Origin of the sequence: Enterococcus sp. AZ141, from assembly GCF_051714385.1 — a bacterium.
GTDB lineage: Bacteria > Bacillota > Bacilli > Lactobacillales > Enterococcaceae > Enterococcus_D > Enterococcus_D entomosocium.
In genome coordinates, this window is record NZ_JBIORT010000001.1 from 2427085 (window position 1) to 2440250 (window position 13166).

The 13166-nt window shown below is 45.0% G+C and carries 11 protein-coding genes; 8 read left to right on the top strand and 3 right to left on the bottom strand.

Translation table 11 applies throughout. The features are described 5' to 3' along the window. Positions 1–3: 3 nt before the first annotated feature. The 8 genes from IGI89_RS11160 to IGI89_RS11195 all read left to right on the top strand — a co-directional run bounded on the left by IGI89_RS11160 (position 4) and on the right by IGI89_RS11195 (position 10049). Positions 4–1215, top strand: coding sequence for a type II secretion system F family protein (locus IGI89_RS11160; protein ID WP_015509433.1), 1212 nt, complete (start codon positions 4–6; stop codon positions 1213–1215). A 74-nt stretch (positions 1216–1289) separates the two neighbouring features. Then, positions 1290–1805: a type II secretion system protein gene (locus IGI89_RS11165; protein WP_061054314.1), complete on the top strand. Its 516-nt coding sequence runs from the start codon at positions 1290–1292 to the stop codon at positions 1803–1805. Between the two features lie 59 nt (positions 1806–1864). After that, positions 1865–2617, top strand: coding sequence for a prepilin peptidase (locus IGI89_RS11170; RefSeq protein WP_008378680.1), 753 nt, complete (start codon positions 1865–1867; stop codon positions 2615–2617). Between the two features lie 108 nt (positions 2618–2725). Continuing rightward, entirely contained in the window at positions 2726–3772 is a 1047-nt protein-coding gene (gene pilM / locus IGI89_RS11175) for a type IV pilus biogenesis protein PilM (RefSeq protein WP_086316320.1), read from the top strand. Positions 3773–3774: 2 nt separating this feature from the next. After that, positions 3775–4398 carry a hypothetical protein gene (locus IGI89_RS11180; protein WP_086316319.1) on the top strand — a complete coding sequence of 208 codons (624 nt, stop codon included), beginning with the start codon at positions 3775–3777 and terminating at the stop codon, positions 4396–4398. After that, positions 4391–5017, top strand: a complete 627-nt coding sequence (locus tag IGI89_RS11185) for a hypothetical protein (protein ID WP_016613452.1) — start codon at positions 4391–4393, stop codon at positions 5015–5017. The genes IGI89_RS11180 and IGI89_RS11185 overlap by 8 nt, the downstream gene beginning before the upstream one ends. Positions 5018–5038: 21 nt before the next feature. Beyond that, entirely contained in the window at positions 5039–9082 is a 4044-nt protein-coding gene (locus IGI89_RS11190; protein WP_438735667.1) for a pectate lyase-like adhesive domain-containing protein, read from the top strand. 253 nt (positions 9083–9335) lie between these two features. Then, the gene (locus tag IGI89_RS11195; RefSeq protein ID WP_244732008.1) at positions 9336–10049 is read left to right on the top strand and encodes a demethylmenaquinone methyltransferase; all 714 of its coding nucleotides are present in this window, start codon (positions 9336–9338) and stop codon (positions 10047–10049) included. A gap of 97 nt (positions 10050–10146) precedes the next feature. On the opposite strand, the gene IGI89_RS11200 is transcribed toward IGI89_RS11195, so the two are convergent. The 3 genes from IGI89_RS11200 to IGI89_RS11210 are packed head-to-tail and all read right to left on the bottom strand — an operon-like array spanning position 10147 to position 13088. Further along, entirely contained in the window at positions 10147–11952 is a 1806-nt protein-coding gene (locus tag IGI89_RS11200; RefSeq protein WP_438735668.1) for an ABC transporter permease, read from the bottom strand. Positions 11953–11965: 13 nt separating this feature from the next. After that, positions 11966–12718, bottom strand: coding sequence for an ABC transporter ATP-binding protein (locus tag IGI89_RS11205; protein WP_005235131.1), 753 nt, complete (start codon positions 12716–12718; stop codon positions 11966–11968). Between the two features lie 7 nt (positions 12719–12725). After that, positions 12726–13088 carry a YxeA family protein gene (locus IGI89_RS11210; protein ID WP_005235132.1) on the bottom strand — a complete coding sequence of 121 codons (363 nt, stop codon included), beginning with the start codon at positions 13086–13088 and terminating at the stop codon, positions 12726–12728. Positions 13089–13166: the final 78 nt, after the last annotated feature.

Here is a 13166-nt window from a genome sequence, read left to right on the forward strand (position 1 = left end):
CCGATGGCACTCTTTGCCTATCAAGGCACCAATGTCCGAGGCGAAACGTTTTCTGGCAGCTTACGTGCCAATTCCTCCGTTGAAGCCCGCCAAAAGCTGCGCCAAAAGCATATCAAAGTCAACAGTTTGATCGAACAGCCAGAAACCTTGGCGAATAAAGAGATTCAACTCTTTACAAAAGTTTCGTTAAAACTGCTGGTAGGGTATTTGCGCCAGTTTTCGACATTGATCGCTTCGGGGATCACGATCGTTGATGCTTCACGAATGCTGGAAGAGCAACAAAAAAACCCGAATTTTAAGAAAATTCTTGGTGAAGTTCGGGATGAGATTGATAGCGGACGCCCGCTCTCAGAAGCCTATAAAGATCATCCCAATGCCTTTCCGACACTTTTGACCAGTGTTATCGCTGTTTCGGAGATGTCTGGATCACTAGAAGGAAATTTAAAGGATATGGCGGATTACTATGAAAAAAGCGCCGAAAACCGTAGCGGGATTGTTACCGCGATGGTCTATCCGATTATTTTAGTGATTTTAACCTTTATCGTAGGGATCATTTTATTGGTGATGATCGTACCGATGTTCGTGGAAGTATTTGAAGGATTTGATGCCGATCTGCCGACGATCACCGTCGCAACAATGGCGATCAGCGAGTTCCTTCAAACCAGAGGGTGGGTTTTAGCCGTCTTGATCGTCGGATTTTTCGTCGGACTGTGGATCGCGCGACGCAATCCAACCTTTGATTTTGCTTTTCAAAGTTTTCTATTACGTATTCCGCTGATTGGCGATATGATCACCAAAAATAGTTTTTCATTATTTATGACAACCATGTCGACACTGCTCAGCAGCTCCGTCGGTATGGTGACCGCCTTGAATATGAGTCGGGATGTCGTTTCCAATAAATACATCAAGCGAATCATCGATAATTGTGCCTTTCAAATTGAAGAAGGTGGCAAGATGAGCGATGTCTTTCGCGGCAACATGATGGTCCCGATGTTAGTGACCCAGATGGTCGAGATTGGCGAAAGTACTGGTTCCCTAGAGGACATGCTGAAACGATTGAGTATCATCTATCAAAAAGAAGTTGATGAAACCAGTAAACGACTGAAGACGATCATGGAACCGATTGTCATCTTGATAATCTGTGTGATCGTTGGCTTGATCGTTGCGGCGATCATGATCCCGATGTTCGATTTATTCGGTGCGATCCAAGGGTAATGATTTTGGTATTATCAAGCCACCTAGACGGCTTGTTTAATATATATGGAAGAAACAGGAGGAGTAAACACACTATGATTGATGCAATTTTAGCAGAAGAAACAACGGACAATCGATTGAATAAATTATTGAAAGACGAGCGCGGCCTCTCCTTGGTCGAGTTGCTGGCAGTAGTCGTTATCTTAGCGATCATCGCTGGGATCGGGGTTATTGCGATCGGTAACGTAATTCAAAATTCACGGGAAGATGCAGCTGTTGCAGATGTACAACAAGCATTTTCAGCAGCAATATTGTACCAATCAACGAATCGTACATTAAACAATGGAACAGCAGGAGCAGCAAATTTTGATTTGGCAGATGTGATTGAAGACGGCTTGTTGAGTGCAAATGCGTGGACATCAGTGTCAGCAAATGCTCCAGGCACAGTCCAATTCTATGTTTCAGCAGATGGTGAACTTACAATGTTTGTTCCAGGTGATGTTTTGAGAGCAGGGCAAGTAACCAATGATCCTGTGGGAGCAGCAAATGCTGGTTATAGTCAGAGTCAAATCAATGCTTTAACACGAGATGATCTATTTACACGACCTTAAGTCACTAACCTGACCTAAGGTGTACGGCAACTCAACCCCCAGGAAAAAAGGAGTTTTTTATGAACGAAATTTTGCAACAGATCCCAATGGGCCTAATCATTGGTTATCTTTTCATCATAGGAATGTGTCTAGGTTCTTTTTTCCTAGTGGTTGGTTGGCGGGTTCCCAAAAAGGAATCCCTGCTGACTCGCTCGCACTGTGATGACTGCCAACAGACATTGGGTGCAAGGGACCTCATTCCAGTTTTATCATACCTTATTTTAAAAGGCAAGTGCCGTAAGTGTCAAAAAAAGATCCCGCTGATTGCTTTTCTTTATGAAGTGTTGATCGGCATGCTATTTACGGGTACGACCTTGCTGTTTTGGGGCACTGCTGAAGTGATTGCCGCTTGGTGTTTATTAGCCTTATTAGCCATTATTTCTGCCAGCGACATCTTCTATCAGCTGATCCCCAATAAAGTGTTAGCCCCTTTTTTCGCCGGAGGGATCGGTTTACGGTTGATCCAACCGCAAAATGAATTTTGGTGGTATTGGCTCGTCGGCTTCTTTGCTGGCTTCTTGCCATTGTATCTCTTAGCGGAGCTCAGTAAAAAAGGCATGGGTGGCGGCGATATCAAATTATTTGCCGTCTTAGGCGTGTATATCGGCCCAGTGCAAGTCTTGACCGTTTTATTTGTCGCTTCTTGCTTGGCAGTGATCTTTTACGTGATCCAAATGCTACGGGGCAAAGTCAAAAGCCGCTACATTGCTTTTGGTCCCTTTATCGCCATTGCTACCGGCATGGTTTATCTTGGCAGCGGCTGGTTCCTTTGAATTGGGTTGCTGACCTTGACGTTTGCTTGATTAGCTAAGCAAGCGTTGTACATAGAAATAACGTTGGTTCCTTCATATAAAACCAACAAGAAGAAAGCAGGTCCTCGTATGTTTGGCAAAAAAACAATTCCCCGCTTAGTAGGGATCGACATCCAAAAAAACTGCATCCGTTACTGTACCAAAAAAGGTGACCGTCTCAAATACGGCGAGCTGGTTGTGAATGGTACGATTTTTAAAGATGATAAGCTGCGCAATCCTGATAGTCTTGAAGCCGCCTTCAATGAGATTGCCAAACGCTTGGGATTACGCACGATGAGTGTGGTGATCACGGCACTAAATTCTCGTCTGCTGATCAAACAGATCCCAATCGGTAAGATGAACTCGGAAAAAGAGATTCGCGAGTACTTGTATTTTGAATTGGGGGAGTCCATCTCTTTGCCTTTTGAAAACCCGATTTTTGATCTACTGATCCTTGGTAAAGGTAACAAGGAAAAAGCACCAAAAGCACAAAAGAAAAAAGCCAGCAAGAAGGAAGAGAAAGCAGAACCGCAAGCTGTGGTCATCCAGCGGAATCGGTTTACCATCAATGGCAATGTGCCAGTCGTGGTCACATCAGAGCCGATTTTGATTCAACTCGGCGACACATTGAAAAAAGGCGGCCATCAGCTGATGGGCGTCGATTGCAGTTTTCTGGCGTATAGTCGTATGTTTCAGCGACAGATCAACTGGAGTGAAAATTTTGTGCTGGTCGAGTTAGATGCTGGCATCGCTAATATCACCTTTTTTGAAGAATTGGTGCCGACTTACGTGCAGTATGAAGATTATAATCAAGCCAACTGGAAATATATTGAAAAAGCCCAATCTGTGCAAGTGAACTTTAGGGAAAGTGCGGAGATCCAAGCACTGGAAGGGTTAGCAGAAACCTTGAATTCGGTGATTGCTTACTATTATCAGGAAATCTCGCCTGATTGTGAATTGAAAAAAATCTACTTAGTCGGCGGTCATCCAATGCTGCGGAAAGAAGTCCAAGAAATATTTCATGAGTTGTCTTCTTTGCCGGTCAAAACGATTTCCGCAAAAGTAAGTGAAACCAGCAAGAAAAAAATTCCCGACCGCTATATCTTGGCTGCGGGATTAGCGACGAAAGAGGTGTAACCATGAACATCAATCTATTGCCTAATAAATTTATCCGTAATCGGGCGTTTGAAGTCATTCTTTCGGTTTCGCTTCTCCTTTCGTTAGTAGTCGTTGGGGTTTGTGGGTTAGGCTTTTGGTATTATCAAAGGCTGGTGACCAATAATCAAAGCAATATCATGTCTAGTCAAACAGAGCGCATCGTTTTCCAGCGCCAGTTAGAAGAGATGCTAGCGTCAAAATCTCAAGACCTGCAAGAATTCATTGCCTTGCAAAAGCAAGAGAAATATTTCACAGCGCCTATTATGGAAACCTTTGAGGAAGTGGCATCAGGAATCGATGTGACCATCAATTCGTATAATTTGCTGCTAAATGGCGAGGGGACAATGTCCGAAACAGCCCAAGACGGTACACCATTGTTTCCTTTGGTGAGCATGGCAGTCCAAGGGGATGTTTATGAAAGTCTGATTCGCCTTAAATCGGCTTTTGAAGCAATCGATTGGGTACATCATGTGACTTATCAATCTTTTTCTCATAGTTCAACGCCGCAAGATGGGCGCATCACTGTCTACCTCTCACGAATCGCTGCACCACAAGTGATCAGTGAAGAGAGCGAAGAGGAAAGCGAGGTGGAAGCGGATGACTAGAGTCTTTTTCTCCAAAAAACACATCATCATCTCCGCGGTGATTGCATTAGTTCTTGCTACCTCCGTACTCATTTTCTGGCTATTTTTGCTGAACCCCAAACGTGCCGAAGGGATCGAATTGGCTCAGGAATTAGCTGGGATCGAAGCTGAGATCCGCGACATTCAAGAACAGCTGGTCTACCTGCAAGGGGAACCAGACCTTCTTTCATCAGAGACGGTCAATGAGGTGCCGATCATTCCCAATGGCATGGCGATCGAGTCTTATTTTACCGATCTCGCTGCCCTTGAAACGGAATTGCCGATCACGATTTTGCAATCGACCTTTAATGAGGAGATGCTTTACCCTACACCAGAACAACTGGCAGATCAGACTGGTGACAATCCTTTGGCTACGCAATTTCGGGTCACAAGGATCGGCTTTGACCTCCTGAGTGAGACGAATGAAGGAATCGTGCGTTTTATTGATCGGATGGAAAACCTGAATCGCTTTTTAAAAGTGGAATCAGTCGAATATCGGCAAGGAAGCAATACGTCAGGAGCAGATGCGTTTTCGGCAAGTGTCGTTATCAAGCTGTATTATCTATCAAGCTTTGAAACGGGACAAGAACTGTTGGAGTAATCAAAGGAAAGGGGTGCCTAGATGAAATCATTTACTGTTCTAGCGACTGTCTCGAAAATCAAACTGGCTGCCGCTGCATTAGGGGGTTTTATCGTTATTTCTGTCTTGTATGCGGTCTTTGCTATCCATGGTGGCAATTCTTATGAAGTGTCCGGTCACTTTGACCCAGAAACAGGACAATATGTATTGACGATCGAATCGGAACAAGCTGCGGGCGAGACGCTTTTCTTGATGGCGAATCATGAAGCGCTGGTGTCATTAGAAATGTTTGAAATGCTTGAGCTGGAAGAAGCGACCTTGCATCCAGCTGAACAAGAGGGTGTTTATGGTGTGGAAATCGAAGTGGCGGATACGGAAGAAACGTTGTCCTTGGCATTACCAGTCTCTTTAGGAGAAGAAGACGCCATCGAATTTGTTCTAAAGCGGGGAAACCGGACGCTGCAAAAAATCGCTCCGCCTTCTCTCGAGGAACGACAAGCCTTGCGATTGGAAGCTGACAAGGCTGTAGAAGAAGCAGCCTTGCTTGACATTCAGCAGCAGGAAACCAATGAGTCAGCGACAGTCGAACTGCTTTCAGAACGGGCGACGCAAGGAGAGCGTGCCGAAGTTTCGGACTATCAAGAGCTTCGGGCTGCTTTTAGTGATTCATCGATCTCTGAAATCGTGTTTCTCGCTGACATTACCGCTGATTATACGGATGAGGCCAACAATCGTTTAACAGCGTTGGATCGGTCGGTGTCCATCGATGGGAATGGCTTTACCTTAACCACACCGAAGCGTTTCAACACGAACGGGACACCAAACTATAGCACGAATCCTACTGGACGTTTCTTTGAACTGACGACTACCCATGATCATCAGCCAGCGGTCTTTGAGTTGAAAAATATGACGATCGATTTTCAGGGAAACAATCTAGGATTAAACGCGTTGATCTATCAACAATCGTTGGCAGCCTCAGCTTTTTGGACGGTCAAAATAGAAAATATCGAGGCAAAAAGTGGTGTGCTAGAGGGAAGTACGGGCAATAATTTCCTTTATTTGCAACAAGGAAATCTCGAGATTCGCGGAACGTTCCATTGGGTGGCTCACAGGAACCCAGCCGCGGGCAACAGTTCAGATACTGGCAGCTTTAATGTCAAAAGTGTCTTGATCACAGATGAGGCGGATGTCAAGATCTCAAATACGCAGCCGATTTTTCGGTTCCGACCAGACAACAATAATATCTCAACCTCGTTTCGGGTCAATAAGGGTTCCAAAGTAGATCTCTATAGTGTCCAGTGGCAAGCAATTTGGGCAAATCTCGAAGGACGTACTAACGAGGTGATTTTTGAAGTCGATGGAGAAGGCACGGTCTTAAATGCCTCATCACAAATGGACTTAGCGGGAGCAAACGGCGCAATCATTTCCTTGATTGGACAACGGGATGAAACGCAAAATAAGTTTTCTCGTACGATTATTTCTGGTGGTGCGGTCGTAAACTCCTATTCTAGAGCGCCTGCTCCCACGAGTGGTGTACCGAGAGGAACCACTGCTTTTGTCAATCAAATTTCAAAAGCGGGATCGACCACCAAACTCGGCGGCAATGTGACGGTAACTGGGGAAGGGTCGCAGTTTAATATGTTTGGCGAAGGTCAACATCATGAGTATGGTTCAGTTATGCGGTTTCGCTTAGTAGGGGAACAGACCTTTGTGCTTGCCGACCAAGGGAGAATGAATATCGTCAAATACCACGGAAATGCGGCTGCAGTGCGGATGTACGGGCGGAACAACGAATTCTATGTGGAGTCAGCCGGTCAGTTGAATATCTTTAACCATGCAGGCACCAGGACTGCGGCAGATGATGGCATCTATATTGATGAAACAGGTTTTGCCGTATTTGATCAGTACAATGATGAAGAACGAGAATTTGATCCGTCAGCCGATTCTACCATTACTGCCAGTAATGGCTCAGATACGGCTGGTCGGCAAGGCATTCAATTTCCTCTTGATGGCAGTGGAACCTCGGTCTTTCATGCACAAGGTGAAAACAGTCGAATCCACATCTATGCACATCGTGGTCCTGCTGTTTGGATGCAAGGCGGAGAAGCCGAGTTCTTAGCTGGAAAAGACGCGACCTTTCGAATGGAAGGTCGGACCCTAGGCGCAAATAACGGAATAATCAGTTCGGCCGCAAGAAGCAATTTTGTGATTGATGAACCACTTTTTTATGATTTTCGAAACAATCGACCCAATGGCGGACAAGCGTTCTCAAATACAAATCGCAACAGTACCTTTACGTCTAATCGTGTTGGACTAGCGGTTTGGGAAAAACGCAACGGAGTGAATCTAGATGGTGATCCGGACAATTTCTGGAATCCATTGAGCTATCAACTAGGCAATGTCAATTTTGCACAAATCGTTAGTCCGCAGCCGGGAGAGCCTTTTTCAAATGAGTTCAACAGTACGACTTTTAGGGGCGGGAATGCCTACACGCGATTTTCTGCCAATAATTATCCGCCAATGATCCAGCACTTAGTGACCCCGACCAATGCCGACAAAACCTTTTATGCCAAAGCGGTCGTTCCGTATGAATACACGGGGGCGATTCGCGATGCTTGGGATGATGAGGTCTGGGTGGAAGTTGCTTTGAAGGACGAAGCAGGCAACCAGCTTGAAACGCAATGGCTTTCCTCCAAATCAACTGTCGATGTTTTTGGTGAGGTGCATAATGGTGTGATCGCATGGACGCGGGACGACTTTTTCAAGACAGGTCAACGTTTTGAAGTGCTGCGTGCCCACCGAGGATTAGACCCAACGATGGAGGATGTTGACGATTCGATTTTCATTCATGCAACAGAAGAGAGTATTGCCGCTTTGCCTGATGCGGTCGTCGTGGATGTACGACCACCGACTGGTCTGCAAGTGGCAGAGGATCAGGTCTTTAATGAACGGACGACAACAGTTTCGGGGATCATGGATTTTCATTCTCCGCAAGACGACCAGCCAAAAGAGCGCGTCGCCATTTATGCGAGTACCGCGCAAGGATTGATCCGTGATGCTTCAGGTGACCCATATGTCATTACGCTTGATGCTGAACAAGGCAACTCCGTGCCATGGCAGTATCAATTACCACGTCGCCTTGATCCTGAAGAGGATGTGTATATCGAATTTTACGCGAAAGATTTTGCAAATGATCGTTACGACGATTTCGTAGGAACCTTACCAGATACGACCACGACGGAACCCAATGGTCAGTTGGGGAGCACGAATCCGTCCGCCAGCGATTATGAGGACTATTTAGGGTATCGTGATGCCATTGGCGATGAACGTTTCCCACCAGCGCTCTCCTTTGAAGTCACCAGTATTCGACCTTCTGACCCATCGATTACGTTGCGAGTACCGCAAAGCTTTGATCGTGATGAAGAAGGCAATCCGATTATCACCGTCGGCAATCAATTGATCTTGCGAACGATCGTAGAAAGCAACGATGCGCGAAATTCTGGGAAAGACGATATTGAGAATGCTGTCGTGACACTAGATATCTCGCCGAATTTATTGACGTTCTTAAATGTCGATGCGCTCGTGTACCAAGACAATATAGCCTCGGCTAGTCTTTCTGGCGATCGTATCACGATCCACTTAGAACGCCCGATCGCACCGGGGGATCGCATGGAATGGAACTTGACTGCTCGAGTGGATGAACAGGCAGCTGCTGGTAATGTTCTGACCCCGGTAACGATCAACGGTAGAGTTTCGGGGAATCAACCAGAGACGGAAAACATTTTGATAGGGGAAGACAGTCTCACGCTTCAGACCGGTACACGCGCTGTCACTGGTGAGTTGATCAACCTTGCTGTTCATAACAATCAGCTGCAGATTTTTTACTCCAATCTTAGTACCTTTGACGTCTATATGGATGGCACCTTTTATCGAACATACAACGTGCAGCAAAGACCCGTAACGGATTCTGTCACCCTTGACATTCCTGTTCATGACATCCGTAATTTGATTTCTGTGCGCTACAAAGATGAAAATGGCGCAGACCGTGTTTCTTATTGGAACAATATCTGGGACTTCATCGATTAAACGTGAACAACCTGTTTTAAAACAAACAGAAGAAGAACAGTCTTTCACTGCTGGATCCGCTTGTTGCTGACCGAATTGCCTTGGTCAACAACGTGGGGATCTATGTAGGAAAGGCTGTTTTTTGGTGGGAAAATGACTGGAGGAAAAGGAGAAAGCAGGGTTTTTGTTCCGCAGGTTTTTTCGTGCTAGACTAAAAAGCAGAAGCACGTGAAGCAACAGCAAAACGAAGGGAACAAAGAAAGGACGTGCCGCAATGGCAACAACAGCCAAAGAAACCAAAGTACATGATGTATTTGAATCGATCGCTTCCCGTTATGATCGAATGAACGGTATTATCTCCTTTCAGCTCCACAAACGGTGGCGCAAGGACACCATGAAACGGATGGCAGTACCAATGGGTGCTGAGATATTAGATTTATGCTGCGGGACCGGGGATTGGGCGTTTGCTTTAAATGAAGCGGTCGGTCCGACGGGGCAAGTGACCGGCGTTGATTTTAGCGAAGAAATGTTAACGGTTGCCAAAGCAAAGGCACAGAAAAAGCAACAAACGCAGATCCAGTGGCAGACCGGCAATGCGATGGCATTAAGTTTTCCAGACGCGCACTTTGATTATGTGACGATCGGGTTCGGGTTGAGAAATGTCGCGGATCGCCAACAAGTCTTGGCAGAGATCCATCGGGTGCTGCGCCCAGACGGGAAAATCGTTTGTCTCGAAACATCACAGCCCACACTGATCGGCTGGCGGCAACTGTTTACTTTTTATTTTCACCATGTCATGCCGTTATTTGGCAAATTGTTCGCCAAAAGCTATCAAGAATATTCCTGGCTCCAGGAGTCTGCGCGGGATTTTCCTGACAAGGAGGCATTGAAACGGGAGTTTCAGGCAGCTGGCTTTGATGTGTTGCAAGTCAAAAGCTATGCAGGAGGTGCGGCAGCGATGCATATGGGCGTTAAACCTCAAAGCTAACGGCGTTTTTTTTCGATAGAAGAGCGACGAAATGAAAGAGACCATCAAGCGGATTGATGGTCTCTTTGCGTTGAGCAATTCAGAAAGTCTGTACGAGTTATTTTTTGTTTGGTCGTAAAACGATGTTGGTGTATAACCAGATGGTCACCACGTAATAAATGGCATAGAGAGCAATAAAGATGCCAAAGGGCAGCCATAGATCGTGGTACGGATCGATCATCAATGTTGTGAACATTTGTAATCCGAACAAGACATGGATCATCCCTAAGATACCAGGAACTAGGAAGAGCACACCAATCTCTTTGCGGATCGATCCTTTCAATAAGCTAGTCCGGGTTCCGATTTTTTTCAACATCGTATAGCGTTGAATGTCGCTGTTGGCCCCAGAAAGAATTTTAAACATCAAGCAGCTTGCTAACATCGTCAAGAAGGCGATCCCCAAGAAAAAGCCCATAAATTCAAAACCGGAGAAGAGACCATTATACGTGTCATAGACGAAGACACGTTGCGAAAAATTCGTATCGGCAGTTTCAGTAGTATTGGTTTCTTGGTTTGTTTGCGCCAATTCATGTAATGCATCGTAACTTGCTTGAAAGTCTTTGACTTGCACCATTCGCAAGCTGGATTCAGGGGCATTGATTGTGTCAAAAGCGGTTTGATCGACAACTTGGATCTCTTTGCCTCGTTGTTCTGTCAAGAGGTAGCTACGCAATTGGTCCTGCGCGGTGATGTCTTTGGCTAATTGGTCTCCCGACAGCTTGTTGTAGGTAACGTCGATACTCAACTGATTCGTACTGGTGCTGAGCAAGTTGTTCTTGTTGAATTGATCTTTATTGTAATAAAGGGTGTCGTCTGTTTCCTTCAGACTATAAGTGACATCAAGAGTCGGCTTTAAGGCTGCAACTTTTTCGTCAGAAGCATTTTGGGCATTATTCAAATACAAGTCATAAGGGGCAACGGATTTTGCCATAATTGGGATCTCGTTTTTGAAGCCCAGACCAACAGTCAAAGCACCTAATGCTAGAGCAAAGAGCATGGCTACCATCGATAGCATCTGCGTATAATCACGAATCCGAAAGCTTAGCTGAGACAAGGTGAAATTGTTTAACCTTTTCAAAGCAATGGCATCGGTCCTCTTCAGTAAAGATAAAATCGTGATGATCACGGAACGAAAGACGAGGTAAGTCCCTAAAATAATAGTAACTAGGGCAACACCGATCCCCACCAATTGGAATTTCATCAAGTCGCTCATCATATAATAACCGACTGCTAAAGAACAAATCCCTAAGACAGTTTGCAAAAAGAGCATGAAAGGACGTTGCTTGACTTGCGCCGGTGTGCTGGTTTCTCGTAACAAGGCTAAAATTGATTTTTTGGCAATTGCCCGTGCATTAAAGATAGCAGCGATCAAAAAGAGAATCGAGAAGAAGGCAAGTGTCACGACTAATGCTTGTAGATTAAAGGCCGCATAATGGCTGATCTGTAAATTTAATTGGTTCACTAGTAAGGTATTGACACCACTGGCTAATCCAATACCTAGTAAAGAACCAACAGCAGTGGCGGCGATCCCGACCAAGAATGTTTCAATGAAAATCATTTGGGCGATCTTACGTCCTTTGGCTCCTAGCATCATAAACATGGCATAGTCTTTTTGCCGCATCGCCATTAAGAAAGAATTGGCGTATAAAATGTAGGCAAAGGTGATGATCCCCAATAAGACAGAACCAAAGCGAAAGATAAAGACCACCATACTGATGATCGAGTTGCTTTTTAAAAAGGCTTCATTGCTGGCCATTGATTCGAACATATAGAAGATGGCTGAGGCCATGACTAAACCAGAAAAGAGGACGATATAATCCTTCAACCGGCCTTTGATTCCGGTAAGTGATAATTTCCAAAGCATGTGTTCTTCCTCCTTATTGTTCCAAGTTTCCTAGAATGACAAGGATCTTGCGGTAAAATTCTTCCCGGCTTTGATCCTCACGTTTCACTTCTTGATGGATCTTCCCGTCCTTGATAAATAAAATACGTTGGCAATAGCTGGCAGAAAGGGGATCATGAGTGACCAATAAAATCGATACTTGGTCATTGGTATTCAAGTCGTCCATCATATTTAATAAGTCTTTGGCACTTTTTGAATCCAAGGCACCTGTCGGTTCATCCGCAAAAAGAATCGTTGGTTCCGTGATCAAGGCTCGAGCGGCTGCCACCCGTTGTTTTTGCCCACCTGAGATTGCTGCCGGATAGTTGTCGAGGATATGCGTGATAGACAAACGTTCTGCGACTCGTTTGATCCGTTGTTGGATGATCTTTGGTTTGACCCCTTGTAAAGAAAGGGGCACCGCGATGTTTTCAGAAGCTGTTAAGTTTTCTAGGAGATTGAAATCTTGGAAGATGAAGCCAATTTCACGGCTGCGAAAATCTGCCAAGGCATCGCCTTTTAGTTTGGTGATGTCGCTGTTGTTGATGCGGATCGTACCTTTGGTTGGATGATCCAAGGTTGAAAGAATGTTCAACAAGGTAGACTTACCGGAGCCTGAAGCTCCCATGATTCCGATAAATTCACCTTTTTCAATATCAAAGCTGATGCCTTTCAAGGCTTCGGTTTGTTTTTCGTTGGCTTTTCCGTAAACTTTAGTAAGTTCACTTGCTTGAATAATTTTTTCCATGATTAAGTTACGCTCCTTTTAATTGAGTTAGTGCTTTTGCGGGAATGTCTTTTTCTTTGACCTCTTCATAGCTGGTCACGCCTTTTTTCTCATTCCAAGTAAGTTTCAAATAGGCTTCTTTACGCAAAGGCCGCTCTTGGAAACCATTGAAATCAAGGGTTTTGCTTTTGCCATTTTCGTCATAAGCCGGTAGTTCATAGTGGTATTGAGTATAGACATTGCCACTGTCATCTTTAGAAGTCGTCTTTTCGCCATCTGTCGTGATTTGGACATAATAGCTGTCGCCTCCCATGATGACTGATTCAGCAATTTGCAATGCACCAAATCCCACAAGCACGACAACTGCTAGTCCAATCAAAAATTTTTTCATAAATAGGTCACCTCGTTTTTTATTATGATGAAAGTATAACGCTAGTTTTCTGAAAAGGAGTGTGAAAAATCTATCAAT

What these genes read in the sequence shown, in the direction of transcription:
- IGI89_RS11160 (WP_015509433.1), top strand. Translation starts at nt 4, where the DNA reads ATGGCACTCTTTGCCTATCAAGGCACCAATGTCCGAGGCGAAACGTTT.
- IGI89_RS11165 (WP_061054314.1), top strand. Translation starts at nt 1,290, where the DNA reads ATGATTGATGCAATTTTAGCAGAAGAAACAACGGACAATCGATTGAAT.
- IGI89_RS11170 (WP_008378680.1), top strand. Translation starts at nt 1,865, where the DNA reads ATGAACGAAATTTTGCAACAGATCCCAATGGGCCTAATCATTGGTTAT.
- pilM (WP_086316320.1), top strand. Translation starts at nt 2,726, where the DNA reads ATGTTTGGCAAAAAAACAATTCCCCGCTTAGTAGGGATCGACATCCAA.
- IGI89_RS11180 (WP_086316319.1), top strand. Translation starts at nt 3,775, where the DNA reads ATGAACATCAATCTATTGCCTAATAAATTTATCCGTAATCGGGCGTTT.
- IGI89_RS11185 (WP_016613452.1), top strand. Translation starts at nt 4,391, where the DNA reads ATGACTAGAGTCTTTTTCTCCAAAAAACACATCATCATCTCCGCGGTG.
- IGI89_RS11190 (WP_438735667.1), top strand. Translation starts at nt 5,039, where the DNA reads ATGAAATCATTTACTGTTCTAGCGACTGTCTCGAAAATCAAACTGGCT.
- IGI89_RS11195 (WP_244732008.1), top strand. Translation starts at nt 9,336, where the DNA reads ATGGCAACAACAGCCAAAGAAACCAAAGTACATGATGTATTTGAATCG.
- IGI89_RS11200 (WP_438735668.1), bottom strand. Translation starts at nt 11,952, where the DNA reads ATGCTTTGGAAATTATCACTTACCGGAATCAAAGGCCGGTTGAAGGAT.
- IGI89_RS11205 (WP_005235131.1), bottom strand. Translation starts at nt 12,718, where the DNA reads ATGGAAAAAATTATTCAAGCAAGTGAACTTACTAAAGTTTACGGAAAA.
- IGI89_RS11210 (WP_005235132.1), bottom strand. Translation starts at nt 13,088, where the DNA reads ATGAAAAAATTTTTGATTGGACTAGCAGTTGTCGTGCTTGTGGGATTT.